Annotated in this window: 12 protein-coding genes; 8 read left to right on the top strand and 4 right to left on the bottom strand. The window is 71.9% G+C overall.

Annotation, left to right across the window (positions count from 1 at the left end):
• Nucleotides 1-96: 96 nt before the first annotated feature.
• Complete coding sequence (rlmN, locus tag ACFPM7_RS20095) at nucleotides 97-1,200, top strand: dual-specificity RNA methyltransferase RlmN (protein ID WP_378249200.1); 1,104 nt, start codon at nucleotides 97-99, stop codon at nucleotides 1,198-1,200.
• A gap of 63 nt (nucleotides 1,201-1,263) precedes the next feature.
• Here rlmN and ACFPM7_RS20090 read toward each other — a convergent pair whose 3' ends face one another.
• Nucleotides 1,264-1,539, bottom strand: coding sequence for a DUF2631 domain-containing protein (locus tag ACFPM7_RS20090; RefSeq protein WP_378249199.1), 276 nt, complete (start codon nucleotides 1,537-1,539; stop codon nucleotides 1,264-1,266).
• Nucleotides 1,540-1,653: 114 nt separating this feature from the next.
• On the bottom strand, nucleotides 1,654-1,920 hold the full coding sequence (locus ACFPM7_RS20085; protein WP_378249198.1) for a GlsB/YeaQ/YmgE family stress response membrane protein: 267 nt from the start codon (nucleotides 1,918-1,920) through the stop codon (nucleotides 1,654-1,656).
• A 176-nt stretch (nucleotides 1,921-2,096) separates the two neighbouring features.
• On the opposite strand from ACFPM7_RS20085, the gene dxr reads away from it, so the two are divergent.
• From dxr to map, 6 genes are all read left to right on the top strand, one after another.
• Nucleotides 2,097-3,251, top strand: a complete 1,155-nt coding sequence (gene dxr / locus ACFPM7_RS20080) for a 1-deoxy-D-xylulose-5-phosphate reductoisomerase (protein WP_378249197.1) — start codon at nucleotides 2,097-2,099, stop codon at nucleotides 3,249-3,251.
• Nucleotides 3,248-4,465 carry a M50 family metallopeptidase gene (locus ACFPM7_RS20075; protein ID WP_378249196.1) on the top strand — a complete coding sequence of 406 codons (1,218 nt, stop codon included), beginning with the start codon at nucleotides 3,248-3,250 and terminating at the stop codon, nucleotides 4,463-4,465. The genes dxr and ACFPM7_RS20075 overlap by 4 nt, the downstream gene beginning before the upstream one ends.
• Before the next feature lie 253 nt (nucleotides 4,466-4,718).
• Nucleotides 4,719-5,864: a flavodoxin-dependent (E)-4-hydroxy-3-methylbut-2-enyl-diphosphate synthase gene (gene ispG / locus ACFPM7_RS20070; protein ID WP_378249195.1), complete on the top strand. Its 1,146-nt coding sequence runs from the start codon at nucleotides 4,719-4,721 to the stop codon at nucleotides 5,862-5,864.
• Between the two features lie 52 nt (nucleotides 5,865-5,916).
• The gene (locus ACFPM7_RS20065) at nucleotides 5,917-6,765 is read left to right on the top strand and encodes a GNAT family N-acetyltransferase (RefSeq protein WP_378249194.1); all 849 of its coding nucleotides are present in this window, start codon (nucleotides 5,917-5,919) and stop codon (nucleotides 6,763-6,765) included.
• 54 nt (nucleotides 6,766-6,819) lie between these two features.
• Nucleotides 6,820-8,619, top strand: a complete 1,800-nt coding sequence (locus ACFPM7_RS20060) for a penicillin-binding transpeptidase domain-containing protein (RefSeq protein ID WP_378249193.1) — start codon at nucleotides 6,820-6,822, stop codon at nucleotides 8,617-8,619.
• Between the two features lie 61 nt (nucleotides 8,620-8,680).
• Entirely contained in the window at nucleotides 8,681-9,538 is an 858-nt protein-coding gene (gene map, locus ACFPM7_RS20055) for a type I methionyl aminopeptidase (protein ID WP_378249192.1), read from the top strand.
• On the opposite strand, the gene ACFPM7_RS20050 is transcribed toward map, so the two are convergent.
• Nucleotides 9,525-10,211 (bottom strand): alpha/beta fold hydrolase, encoded by a 687-nt coding sequence (locus tag ACFPM7_RS20050; RefSeq protein WP_378249191.1) that lies wholly within the window; start codon nucleotides 10,209-10,211, stop codon nucleotides 9,525-9,527. The genes map and ACFPM7_RS20050 overlap by 14 nt on opposite strands.
• A gap of 49 nt (nucleotides 10,212-10,260) precedes the next feature.
• Here ACFPM7_RS20050 and ACFPM7_RS20045 point away from each other — a divergent pair, with 49 nt between their 5' ends.
• Nucleotides 10,261-11,778: a cobyric acid synthase gene (locus ACFPM7_RS20045; RefSeq protein WP_378249190.1), complete on the top strand. Its 1,518-nt coding sequence runs from the start codon at nucleotides 10,261-10,263 to the stop codon at nucleotides 11,776-11,778.
• Here ACFPM7_RS20045 and ACFPM7_RS20040 read toward each other — a convergent pair whose 3' ends face one another.
• Nucleotides 11,779-12,462 (bottom strand): FadR/GntR family transcriptional regulator, encoded by a 684-nt coding sequence (locus ACFPM7_RS20040; RefSeq protein ID WP_378249189.1) that lies wholly within the window; start codon nucleotides 12,460-12,462, stop codon nucleotides 11,779-11,781.
• Nucleotides 12,463-12,550 lie beyond the last annotated feature (88 nt).

The following is a 12,550-nucleotide window of genomic DNA, read 5'->3' as shown; positions in this document are numbered from 1 at the left end:
TGTCATGTTCGATCGCGATAGCTCAACGATATATCGGAAGCTATCGAGATGCAACGGTGAGCTGAGTCTCCGCGGCATGGGACAATGGCGGACGCCATGACCTCGCTCCCTCTCGTCTTCGACGCGCCCAAGCGCGGCCTCCCGCCGCGCCACCTCGCCGACCTCTCCAGCGCCGACCGCCGCACCGCGGTCGCCGAGCTGGGGGAGAAGCCCTTCCGGGCCGCGCAGCTGTCCACGCACTACTTCGGCAGGCTCACCGCCGACCCGGCCGCGATGACCGACATCCCGGCCGCCGCCCGCGAGCGCCTCGCCGAGGCGCTGCTGCCCCCGCTGCTCTCCCCGGTCCGCCACGTGACCTGCGACGACGGCGACACCCGCAAGACGCTCTGGCGCGCCCACGACGGCACGCTGCTGGAGAGCGTCCTCATGCGCTACCACGACCGCACCACCCTGTGCGTGTCCTCGCAGGCGGGCTGCGGGATGGCCTGCCCGTTCTGCGCGACCGGCCAGGCGGGCCTGCAGCGCAACCTGTCGACCGCCGAGATCGTCGACCAGGTCCGCGCCGCGGCCGCCGCCATGCGCGACGGCGAGGTGGGCGCCCCCGGTCGGCTGAGCAACATCGTGTTCATGGGCATGGGCGAGCCCCTGGCCAACTACCGCAGGGTGGTCGACGCGGTCCACCGCATCTGCGACCCCGCCCCCGACGGCCTGGGCATCTCCCAGCGCTCGGTGACGGTCTCGACCGTCGGCCTGGTCCCCGCCATCCGCAAGCTCGCCGAAGAGGGCCTGAGCGTGCGCCTGGCGGTCTCCCTGCACACCCCGGACGACGAACTCCGCGACACCCTCGTCCCGGTGAACACCCGCTGGAAGGTCGCCGAGGTCCTCGACGCCGCCCGCCTCTACGCCGACCGCACCGGCAGGCGCGTGTCCATCGAGTACGCCCTGATCCGCGACATCAACGACCACCCGTGGCGCGCGGACCTGCTGGGCAAGCTCCTGCGCAGGCACCTGGGGCCGCTGGCGCACGTCAACGTCATCCCGCTGAACCCGACCCCGGGCTCGAAGTGGGACGCCTCGCCCAAGCCGGTGGAGCGCGAGTTCGTGCGCCGGGTCAACGAGGCGGGGGTCTCGTGCACGGTGCGGGACACGCGCGGGCAGGAGATCGCCGCCGCCTGCGGCCAGCTGGCGGCCGAGGGGTAGCGCGGGCGGACAGCGAAAACGCCCGCTCGCGCAGTGCGAGCGGGCGTTTCGGCGTTGGGGGTCCTAGCGGCGCCAGGAGGTGCGGCGCTTGTGGATCATCCACGCGACGCCGCCGAGGAGAGCGATGCCGGTGCCGATGAGCCAGAGGTTCTCGGTCCAGCCGGAGTGGTTGCCGATCAGCATGGCGAGCATGCCCAGGCCGACGACGATGCCCGCGGCCGGGGTGCCGAAGCGGAACTCGCCGTGCCAGCCCCACTCGGCCGACGGCTCGTCGGCGGGGCTCACCGTGTGTCCGGAGGGGGCGGTTGGCTTCCGCTTCTCCAGTGCACTGCCTGCCACGGTGGGTCCTCCCAAGACTGTCTGGTTCCCGATCGACCTGGTTCTCGATCGACGCCATAATCGCACATAGGGCACGGCGGTGACCGCCGTGCCCTATGTGAGTCAGATCGCGCGTTATGCGCGCGCTCGGTTCCCGATGACCGCGCGGTAGATCGCGAGCAGGATCAGCGAGCCACCGATGGCCAGCAGCCAGGTGCCCAGGTCGAAGAAGTTGCTGAGACCCTTGCCGAAGATGGCGTTGCCAATGAAACCGCCCAGGATCGCGCCGACGATGCCGATCAGGATCGTGACGATGATGCCACCGGGGTCCTTGCCAGGCATGATGGCCTTGGCGATGAGGCCGGCCAGCAGGCCAAGGACGATCCAGCCGAGAATGCCCATCGGTAGTACTCCTTCCACATGCGCCGGGGGTGCGTCGGCGCTTTGTTCTTGCCGCTGAGATGCCACCGCTCGCGCTGGGTTAACCGGAGATCCTCAGATTTTTCTCAGGATTAGGCCGAACGGACGCGTGGCCCCGGGCGACGGCCAGGTCGTGGGCATCCGGGATGATGGCGGCGATGACTTCGCAGCGCTCCCTCCTCGTGCTCGGCTCTACCGGATCGGTAGGCACGCAGGCACTCGACGTGGTCGCGGACAACCCTGAGCGGTTCCGCGTTGTCGGGCTGGCCGCCGGTGGCGGCAACCCCGACCTGCTCGCCCGCCAGGCGGTCGAGCACAAGGTCGCCTACGTAGCGGTGACCAGCGGTGAGCTGGAGATCCCCGGGGTGACGGTGTTCACCGGCCCTGAGGCGGTCGACCGCCTCATCGAGACCGCCCAGGCCGATGTCGTGCTCAACGGCATCACCGGCTCCATCGGGCTGCCCGCCACCCTCAAGGCCCTGGAGACCGGTGCACTGCTCGCCCTGGCCAACAAGGAGTCGCTGATCGCGGGCGGACCCCTGGTGCTGGCCGCGGCCAAGCCCGGCCAGATCGTGCCGGTCGACTCCGAGCACTCGGCGATGGCCCAGGCCTTGCGCGGCGGCCGCACCGACGAGGTCGACCGCCTCATCCTCACCGCCTCGGGCGGTCCCTTCCGCGGGCGCACGCGCGAGCAGCTCGCCGCCGTCACCGCGGCCGAGGCGATGGCGCACCCCACCTGGGCCATGGGCCCGGTCATCACCATCAACTCCGCCACCCTGGTCAACAAGGCGCTGGAGCTGATGGAGGCCCACCTGCTCTTCGACGTCCCCTACGACCGCATCGACGTCGTCGTGCACCCCCAGTCCATCGTTCACTCGATGGTGTCCTTCCACGACGGCTCCACCCTCGCCCAGGCCAGCCCGCCGGACATGCGCCTGCCGATCGCGCTCGCCCTGGCCTGGCCCGACCGCGTCCCCGGCGCGGCCAAGCCCTGCGACTGGTCCACCGCGGCCACCTGGACCTTCGAGCCCGTGGACGACGAGACCTTCCCCGCCATCCGCCTCGCCCGGCACGCGGGCACCGTCGGCGGCTGCCTGCCCGCGGTCTACAACGCCGCCAACGAGGAAGCCGTCGCCGCGTTCCGCCAAAACCACGCCACCTTCACAGACATTGTGGACACTGTCGGGAAGGTGCTCGACGCCGCGCACGACTGGACCACCCCGCCGCGCGACGTCACCGACGTCAAAGCAGCGGAGGACTGGGCACGCGCGCGGGCACGAACGCTGCTCGCGCAGGGAGGGAACCGACCGTGACGTGGGTGTTCGGCTTCATCCTCTTCGCGCTGGGCATTGGTATCTCGATCGCCCTGCACGAGGCAGGGCACATGCTCACGGCGAAGGCCTTCGGGATGAAGGTCCGGCGGTACTTCATCGGGTTCGGCCCGACGATCTTCTCCTTCCGCCGCGGTGAGACCCAGTACGGCCTGAAGGCGATCCCGGGCGGCGGCTTCTGCGACATCGCCGGCATGACCGCCCTGGACCCGGTGACCCCCGACGAGGCGCCGCGGGCGATGTGGAAGTACCCGGTGTGGAAGCGCGTCGTCGTGCTGTCCGCGGGCTCCATCACCCACTTCATCCTCGGCTTCCTGATCCTGCTGGCGATGGCGGTCACGCTGGGCCTGCCCAACTGGGAGGGCAAGGCTGTCGTCGGCGGCACCGACTGCGCCGCCGCGTCGCAGAACCCCACCACCCGCGAGCTGACCCCGTGCGGCCCCGCCGACCCCTCGCCCGCCGCCGCGGCGGGCATGCGGGAAGGCGACATCGTCGTCGCCCTCGACGGCGCCCCGGTCGCGACCTGGCGCGAGCTGGTCGAGCGCACCCGCGCCCTCAGCGGCCCGCACGAGTTCCTGGTGGAGCGCGACGGCGAGCGCCTCGGCCTCACCGTCGACGTCGCCACCGTGCAGCGCATCGCGATAGACACCCCGCAGGGCCAGGAGGGCAGGCTGGAGACCGTGGGCGCGGTCGGCATCGCCCAGGGCGGCACCATCCCCTACGCCGTCGGCCCGGCCTTCCCCGCGACGGTCGAGTTCACCGGCCAGATGTTCGCCCGCACCTGGGAGGGCCTGATGCGCTTCCCGGAGAAGATCCCGGCGGTCATCAGGGCCATCGGCGGCGAGGACGACCCGGAGCGGCCGGTCAGCGTCGTCGGCGCGAGCATCATCGGTGCGGACGCGGTCGAGCAGGGCATCTGGGAGATCTTCATCCTGATGCTGGCCGCGCTGAACTTCTTCGTCGGCGTGTTCAACCTGCTGCCGCTGCTGCCGCTGGACGGCGGCCACATCGCGATCACCTTCTACGAGAAGGTCCGCGACGCGCTGCGCAGGCTGCGCGGCAAGGCGCCCGGCGGCCCGGTCGACTACAACAAGCTCGCGGGCGTGACGATGGTGCTGGTGTTCATCGGCGGCGCGATCGTCCTGCTCACCGTGACGGCGGACATCGTTAACCCGATTCGGTTGCCGGAGAGGTAGCGCGCGAAACTGTCGTGATATCAGAAGCCGCCGTTTAGGTCGCTTTTCCGCGCCGTTTTTCCACTATCGAGTGACCCGGAATCGCGAGTATTTCTCTCATTCGCCGGACGTGGGTGACGACCTGCGGAAAGAGCCTCACGGCCGGGGTGTGCTCAGCGTCATGTGGCGGCGCGCACAGTAATGGCCGTCGGGCGATCATGGAATGGTGGCCACCCGGATGGGTGACGGTCGCGCAATTGCGTAGGATGTGGTCATGAGCGTCGCCTTGGGAATGCCCGTCCTGCCGCCCCCGGTGCTTTCCGAGCGGCGCAAGACCCGTCAGCTGCAGGTCGGTTCGGTGGGGGTGGGCAGCGAGCACCCCATCTCCGTGCAGTCGATGACGACCACGCTGACCGCGGACGTCAACGCCACGTTGCAGCAGATCGCCGAGCTGACGGCGGCGGGCTGCGACATCGTGCGGGTGGCGTGCCCGTCGCAGGACGACGCGGACGCGTTGTCGGCGATCGCGCGCAAGTCGCAGATCCCGGTGATCGCCGACATCCACTTCCAGCCGCGCTACGTCTTCGCCGCGATCGAGGCCGGGTGCGCGGCGGTGCGGGTGAACCCGGGCAACATCAAGAAGTTCGACGACAAGGTCAAGGAGATCGCCGCCGCGGCGCGCGACCACGGGACGCCGATCCGCATCGGCGTCAACGCCGGGTCGCTGGACCCGCGGCTGATGGCCAAGTACGGCAAGGCCACCCCGGAGGCGCTGGTCGAAAGCGCTCTGTGGGAGGCGGGCCTGTTCGCCGAGCACGGCTTCTACGACGTGAAGATCTCGGTCAAGCACAACGACCCCGTGGTGATGGTGCGGGCGTACGAGCTGCTGGCCGAGCAGTGTGACTACCCCCTGCACCTGGGCGTGACCGAGGCCGGGCCGGCGTTCCAGGGCACGATCAAGTCCGCGGTGGCGTTCGGGGCGCTGCTGCGCCAGGGCATCGGCGACACGATCCGGGTGTCGCTGTCGGCTCCTCCGGTGGAGGAGGTCAAGGTCGGCCAGCAGATCCTGCAGTCGCTGAACCTGCGCCCCCGCAAGCTGGAGATCGTCTCCTGCCCGTCCTGCGGGCGGGCGCAGGTCGACGTCTACAAGCTGGCCGAGGAGGTCACCGCCGGTCTGGAGGGCATGGAGGTGCCGCTGCGGGTGGCGGTCATGGGCTGCGTCGTCAACGGTCCCGGCGAGGCCCGCGAGGCCGACCTCGGGGTCGCCTCGGGCAACGGCAAGGGGCAGATCTTCGTCAAGGGCGAGGTCATCAAGACCGTGCCTGAGCACCAGATCGTGGAGACCCTGATCGAGGAGGCCATGCGCCTGGCCGAGGACATGGAGCCCGTCGGCGAGGCCCCCACCGTCAGCGTCACCTGATCGCAGCCGTCACCGCTCCCCGAAACGCCCCCTGATCTGGCACGCTTGGGGGATGTTGCGCCTCGCGGGAGCACGGCTGCTCGACGAGCGGGACAGCCAGGCGGTGCGCGCGGTGTTCACCGCCGACAAGGTCGCGTCCTGCATGGTCGCCTCGCGCGTCGAGGTGGCGGGGGTGGACCCCTGGCGGCTGGGCGGCGAGCTGTGGGGCTGCGGCATCCGGGCGGGCAGCAGGCTCGACGCGCTGTGCTTCGCCGGGCCGAACCTGGTGCCGCTGGCCGGGCGGCCATCGGCCATCCGGGCCTTCGCCGACCGCGCGGTGCGCAGGCGCCGGATGTGCTCGTCGCTGGTCGGCCCCGCCGAGCAGGTCATGGGCATGTGGGCCGAACTTGCCCCGGAGTGGGGCCCGGCCCGCGACGTGCGCGACGACCAGCCGCTGATGGCGATGAGCGGGCCGACGAACGTCCGCCCCGACCCGCAGGTGCGCGCCGTGCGGCCCGAGGAGCTGGAACGCTACCTGCCCGCCGCGATCGCCATGTTCATCGAGGAGGTGGGCGTCGACCCGCGCGCGGGCGACGGCGGGGCGGGCTACCGCGCCCGGGTCGCCGAGCTGATCGCCGCGGGTCGGGCGTTCGCGCGGTTCGAGGGCGGCGAGGTCGTCTTCAAGGCCGAGATCGGGGCCATGTCGAAGGCCGTCGGGCAGATCCAGGGCGTCTGGGTGCACCCGGACAAGCGCGGCCACGGCTACGGGGCCGCCGGGACAGCCGCGGTCGTCCGCAGGCTCGTCGACGGGCTGGGCCGCACGGCCAGCCTGTACGTCAACGCCTACAACACGCCCGCCAAGGCCGTCTATGACCGGATCGGGTTCACGCAGGTGGGCCAGTACGCCACGGTCCTTTTCTAGGCGCTCCCGGCCCGCTTGGCCCGGTGCTCACACCGATCCGGGCATACTGCGGCCGTGCGCACTCTCCGTCGTCCCACCGCGCTGGCCGCCGCCCTGATCGTCGCGCTCCCGCTCTCCGGCTGCGGGATCTTCGGCGAGGACTCCGGGCCCCGGGACGTGGCCACCCAGTTCGTCGCCGCCTTCGCCGGTGGCGACGGCGTCACCGCCGCCTCGCACACCGACGCGCCGGACTCGGCCAAGGCGCTCATGGACCAGGTCCGCGAGCGGCTCAAGCCTGCGACCGTGCAGGCCTCCGTCATCGAGGTCGCCGAGGCGGGCGACGCCGACCAGACCACGGCCCGCTACTCCATCACCTGGGACCTCGGCAAGGGCCGCAACTGGACCTATGAGTCCGCCTTCGAGCTGCGCCGCGGCGACGACGCGTGGCGGGTGCACTGGGCGCCGTCGGTGCTGCACCCGAAGCTCTCCACCGGCCAGTCGCTGGCGGTGCAGGCGCTGGAGTCGCCGCTGGCGCCCGTGCTCGACCGCGACGGCACCCCGCTGCTGGCGCCCATCCGCGTCATCTCGGTGCTGTTCGAGAAGGCCAAGGCCGGTGATGCCGACGCCGTGGCCACCACGCTCGCGACCGCGCTGTCGCGCTTCGACAAGGCGATCACCAAGAAGTCGATCCTCGACGGCGCGGCCAAGGCGCCCGCCCACACCGTGGTCACCCTCCGCGAGACCGACTACGCGCAGGTCAAGACCGCCATCTACGAGCTGCCCGGCGTCCGGTTCACCTCCGAGACCCGGCTGCTCGCCCCGGACCGCACCTTCGCTCCCGCGCTGGTCCCGACCATCCGCAAGCAGGTCGAGGAGGTCGTCTCCGGCAAGGCGGGCTGGCGGGTGCACACCGTGGACAGCACCGGCGCCGAGGTCGAGGAGCTCTTCGCCCAGGACGCCGAGCCCGCCGACGCCGTGCGCACCGTGCTGAGCGTGAAGACGCAGAAGGCCGCCGAGAACGCGCTCAAGAGCGAGAAGAACGCCGCGATGCTGGTGGCCATCCAGCCCTCCACCGGCGAGGTGCTGGCGGTGGCGCAGAACCCGGCCGCGGACAAGCAGGGCCAGCTCGCGCTCACCGGCCGCTACCCGCCGGGCTCGACGTTCAAGGTCGTGACCGCGGCGGCGGCGATCGACTCGGGCCTGGTCAAGGCCGACACCAAGGTCGGCTGCCCGGCCACGACGACGGTCGACGGGCGCGTCATCCCCAACAGCAACAAGTTCGACAAGGGCACGGTGCCGCTGCACACCGCCTTCGCGTTCTCCTGCAACACCACCTTCGCCGACCTCGCGGTGAAGATGGAGCCCGGCACGCTGACCGGGATGGCCGCGCGCCTCGGCGTCGGCGTCGACTTCGTGATCCCGGGCGTCACCACCATCACCGGCGCGGTGCCGCCCGCCGAGGACGTCGTCGAGCGCGCCGAGGACGGCTTCGGCCAGGGCAAGGTCGTGGCCAGCCCGTTCGGCATGGCGCTGATGACCTCGACCGTCGCCTCCGGGCGCATGCTGCCGCCGACGCTGATGTCCGGCGCGAGCACCGAGGCCAACATGACCCCCGAGCTGGTGCCCGACGCCGTGCTCGCCCCGGTGCGCCAGATGATGCGCGAGGTGATCACCGGCGGCACCTCGACGGTGCTCAACCGCTTCGACGGCCTGCACGGCAAGACCGGGACCGCCCAGTTCGGCGACGGCACCCGCTCGCACGGCTGGTTCGTCGGCTTCCGCGGCGACCTGGCCTTCGCGGTGCTGGTGGTGGACGGCGGCACGTCCGGGCGCGCGGTGTCGGCGACCGGCCGCTTCCTCGATGGGGTGGGCTGAGGCGGGGTGGGCTGATTCGCCTCGTGGTCCCGGCCGCCGGGGCACGGCTTAAGGTGGGGGCATGTCCGTGCGTGCCCCGTTGACCCCCGGCGTCCAGACGCCGCGCCGCCCCGTGCCCCCCGCGATCCCGCGGCCGGAGTACGTGGACAAGCCCGCCCCCAAGCGCTACACCGGCTCCTACGTGCAGACGCAGGAGACGATCGAGGCCATGCGCGTGGCAGGCCGCATCGCGGCGCAGGCGCTGCGGGTGGGCGGCGAGGCGGTCAAGCCGGGCGCCACCACCGACGACATCGACGCCGTGGTGCACGAGTTCCTGCTCGACCACCACGCCTACCCCTCGACGCTGGGCTACCGCCGCTTCCCCAAGTCGTGCTGCGTGTCCCTCAACGAGGTGATCTGCCACGGCATCCCGGACTCGACGGTCATCGAGGACGGCGACATCGTCAACATCGACGTGACGGCCTTCATCGGCGGCGTGCACGGCGACACCAACGCGACGTTCCTGGCGGGCGAGGTCGCCGAGGAGGCCAAGCTGCTGGTCGAGCGCACCCACGAGGCCACCATGCGCGCGATCAAGTCGGTCCGGCCGGGCCGCGCGCTCAACGTCATCGGCCGGGTGATCGAGAGCTACGCCAAGCGCTTCGGCTACGGCGTGGTGCGCGACTTCACCGGCCACGGCATCTGCCAGGCGTTCCACAGTGGACTGGTCATCCTGCACTACGAGGAGCCCTCGGTCAGCACCGAGATCGAGGTCGGCATGACCTTCACCATCGAGCCGATGATCACCCTCGGCGGCATCGACTACGACATGTGGGCCGACGACTGGACGGTCACCACCAAGGACAAGAGCTGGACCGCCCAGTTCGAGCACACCGTCGTGGTGACCGAGTCCGGCGCGGAGATCCTCACCCTGCCGTAGCCAGCAGCACCTCCAGCACCGCGCGCGCCACCGGCTCCGGGTCGGTGGCCGGGGCCAGGTGGGTCAGCGGCAGGGCGCGGGTCGGCCAGCCGCGCGAGCCCGCTTCGGCCAGGTCGGCCTCGTAGGCGCCGGAGAGCAGCACGTACCCGCTCGGGCCGTCCCAGTCGAGGCTGGGCCTGGGCTCCTTGAGGAACGCGATCGGCACCTCGGGCGCCTCCTCGGCGATCTCGGCGTCGACCGGGTGCCCGGGGAACCAGTTCGGCCAGCGCGGCAGCAGGCCGTCGGGGCTCTTGGCGCGCAGCTGGGCGTACAGCTCGGCGGGGACGGTCTCCCGCCAGCTGCGCCCCGGCGTGGGCAGCCCGGCGTCGAGGTAGACCAGGCCGCGCACCTGGCCGCCCGCGTCATCGATCTGCTCGGCGAAGGCGGGCAGCAGCGGGCCCGCGCCGCTGTGGCCGACGAGTGCGATGGGGCCGGGCGGGGGTGCGTCGGACATCACGTCGGCGAAGGCGCCGATGAGCCGCTGGTGCACCGGCGGGGCGACGACGCTGGGCCGCAGGTCGGGCAGCACGGCGGGGTGCCCGAGCGCGGCGAGCGCGTCGGCCAGGGGGCGCAGGCTGGCGGGGCCGAGGAACGGGCTGTGCACCAGGACTGCGGTGACGGGAACGGCGGGCATGACGGGGATGATGGCAGTCCGGTCCGACGGGCGAGGAGGGGTTGGGCGGATGTCGGGGGCGCTGCTGGTCGCGGGGACGACCTCGGACGCGGGCAAGAGCGTGCTGACGGCCGGGATCTGCCGGTGGCTGGCCCGCTCGGGGGTGTCGGTGGCGCCGTTCAAGGCGCAGAACATGTCCAACAACTCCTTCGTGACGCTGGAGGGCGGCGAGATCGGGCGCGCGCAGGCGTTGCAGGCGTTCGCGTGCGGGGTGGAGCCGTCGGTGCGCTTCAACCCGGTGCTGCTGAAGCCGGGCTCGGACCGCTCGTCGCAGGTGGTGGTGCTGGGGCAGGTCGACGGGACCGTCTCGGCGCTGTCCTACCGCTCGCGCAAGGCGGCGCTGATGGAGGTCGTGCTCTCCACGCTGGAGTCGGTGCGGGCGGACCACGACGTGGTGGTGTGCGAAGGGGCCGGGTCGCCCGCGGAGATCAACCTGCGGGCGAGCGACATCGCGAACATGGGGCTGGCCCGCGCGGCGGGGCTGCCGGTGGTGGTCGTGGGCGACATCGACCGGGGTGGGGTGCTGGCGCACCTGTTCGGCACGGTGGCGCTGCTGGACGCGGCGGACCAGGCGCTGGTGGCGGGGTTCGTGGTGAACAAGTTCCGGGGGGACCGCGGCCTGCTGGAGCCCGGCTTGGCGCAGTTGCGCGGGCTCACGGGCAGGCCGGTGCTCGGGGTGCTGCCGTGGCGCGAGGAGCTGTGGCTGGACGCGGAGGACTCGCTGTCCTACGCCGCCGACGGCGTCGTCGGGCGGCCGACCCCGCCGCTGGGGGAGTGGCTGCGGGTGGCGGTGCCCCGGCTGCCCCGGGTGTCGAACGCGACCGACGTCGAGGCGCTGGCGGCGGAGCCGGGGGTGTCCGTGCGCTTCGCGACCGCCCCGGCCGCGCTGGCCGATGCCGATCTGGTGGTGCTGCCCGGATCGAAGGCGACGGTGGCGGACCTGGCGTGGCTGCGCTCCACCGGACTGGCCGAGGCGGTGCTGGCGCACGCGCGGGCGGGCAAGGCGGTGGTGGGGGTGTGCGGCGGGTTCCAGATGCTCGGGCGGGTCATCGATGACCGGGTGGAATCCGGGTTGGGGATGGTCGAGGGGCTCGGGCTGCTGGACGTGGAAGTGGAGTTCGGCGCGGCGAAGGTGCTCGGCCGGGTGTCGGGCAGCGCGTTCGGGCATCCGGCGACGGGCTACGAGATCCACCACGGGCGGGTGCGCTCCTGCGGTGACGAACCGGTGGTGACCACCGCCGACGGCGCGGAGGGCGCCCGGCGCGGACCGGTCGTCGGCACCCACTGGCACGGTCTGCTGGAGAACGACGGGGTGCGCCGGGCGGTGCTGGTGTGGGCGGCCGCCCTGGCCGGGCGCGCCTACGTGCCGGGCGAGGTGTCCTTCGCCGCTGTGCGCGCGGCGCAGGTCGATCTGCTCGGTGACCTGGTCGCCGAGCACCTGGACACCGAGGCCCTGCTCAGGCTGATCGACGGCGGTGCCCCCGACGGGCTTCCCTTCATCCCGCCGGGTGCGCCGCCGAGCCCCTGATCAGAGGTCTTCCGAGCGGTCCAGCTCGGCGAGCAGCTCGTCCAGGAAGCCCGCCGCCTCCGCCGCGGCGCGGTCGGGGTCGCGGTGGGTGATGGCCTCCAGCAGGCCGCGGTGATCGATGTTGGCCTTGTGCGGGGTCTCGCGGACCGTGGCGGCGACGGAAGCGCGGACCACCTCGGTGAGGCCCTGGTACAGCTCGGCCAGCAGGGTGTTGTGGGAGCAGCGGACGACGGCCAGGTGGAACTCGGCGTCCTTGTCCACGCCCACCTCGTAGTCGCGGGCCTGCATGAGGCGTTCGCGGTCGGTGAGGAGGGTGGTGAGGTCGCGGAGTTCGTCGTCGGTGCGGTTGGTGGCGGCCAGGCGGGCGCCCTCGACCTCCAGGGTGCGGCGGACCTGGAGCACCTCGCGCAACTCCGAGCCGACGAGTCTGCGCAGGGCGCCGGAGAACTCGCTGGTGGCGCGGACGAAGGTGCCGTCGCCCTGGCGGACCTCCAGCAGGCCGGCGTGGGCCAGCGCGCGCACGGCCTCGCGCACGGTGTTGCGGCCGACGCCCAGGGCGCTGACCAGTTCCGGCTCGGTCGGGATGCGCTCGCCGACCTTCCACTCCGCGGTGGCGATGGCCGTCCGCATCTGCTCGATCACCTGGTCGACCAGGCCTGTCCGGCGGGTTGTGGCCAGCGGCACTGTTCAGTTCCCTTCACTCAGGCGAGTGCCACGCGGCGTCGAGGGAGCTGCCCCCGGCACCGCTGCCCGGATGTGGCGAACACCTAGG

Origin of the sequence: Actinokineospora guangxiensis (genome assembly GCF_042657845.1) — a bacterium.
GTDB classification, from domain to species: Bacteria; Actinomycetota; Actinomycetes; order Mycobacteriales; family Pseudonocardiaceae; genus Actinokineospora; species Actinokineospora guangxiensis.
The sequence above is the reverse complement of the archived record's forward strand: the minus strand, read 5'-3'. Positions and strand labels throughout refer to the sequence as shown.

What these genes read in the sequence shown, in the direction of transcription:
- ispG (WP_378249195.1), top strand. Translation starts at nt 4,719, where the DNA reads ATGAGCGTCGCCTTGGGAATGCCCGTCCTGCCGCCCCCGGTGCTTTCC.
- map (WP_378249192.1), top strand. Translation starts at nt 8,681, where the DNA reads ATGTCCGTGCGTGCCCCGTTGACCCCCGGCGTCCAGACGCCGCGCCGC.
- ACFPM7_RS20045 (WP_378249190.1), top strand. Translation starts at nt 10,261, where the DNA reads ATGTCGGGGGCGCTGCTGGTCGCGGGGACGACCTCGGACGCGGGCAAG.
- rlmN (WP_378249200.1), top strand. Translation starts at nt 97, where the DNA reads ATGACCTCGCTCCCTCTCGTCTTCGACGCGCCCAAGCGCGGCCTCCCG.
- ACFPM7_RS20050 (WP_378249191.1), bottom strand. Translation starts at nt 10,211, where the DNA reads ATGCCCGCCGTTCCCGTCACCGCAGTCCTGGTGCACAGCCCGTTCCTC.
- dxr (WP_378249197.1), top strand. Translation starts at nt 2,097, where the DNA reads ATGACTTCGCAGCGCTCCCTCCTCGTGCTCGGCTCTACCGGATCGGTA.
- ACFPM7_RS20065 (WP_378249194.1), top strand. Translation starts at nt 5,917, where the DNA reads ATGTTGCGCCTCGCGGGAGCACGGCTGCTCGACGAGCGGGACAGCCAG.
- ACFPM7_RS20085 (WP_378249198.1), bottom strand. Translation starts at nt 1,920, where the DNA reads ATGGGCATTCTCGGCTGGATCGTCCTTGGCCTGCTGGCCGGCCTCATC.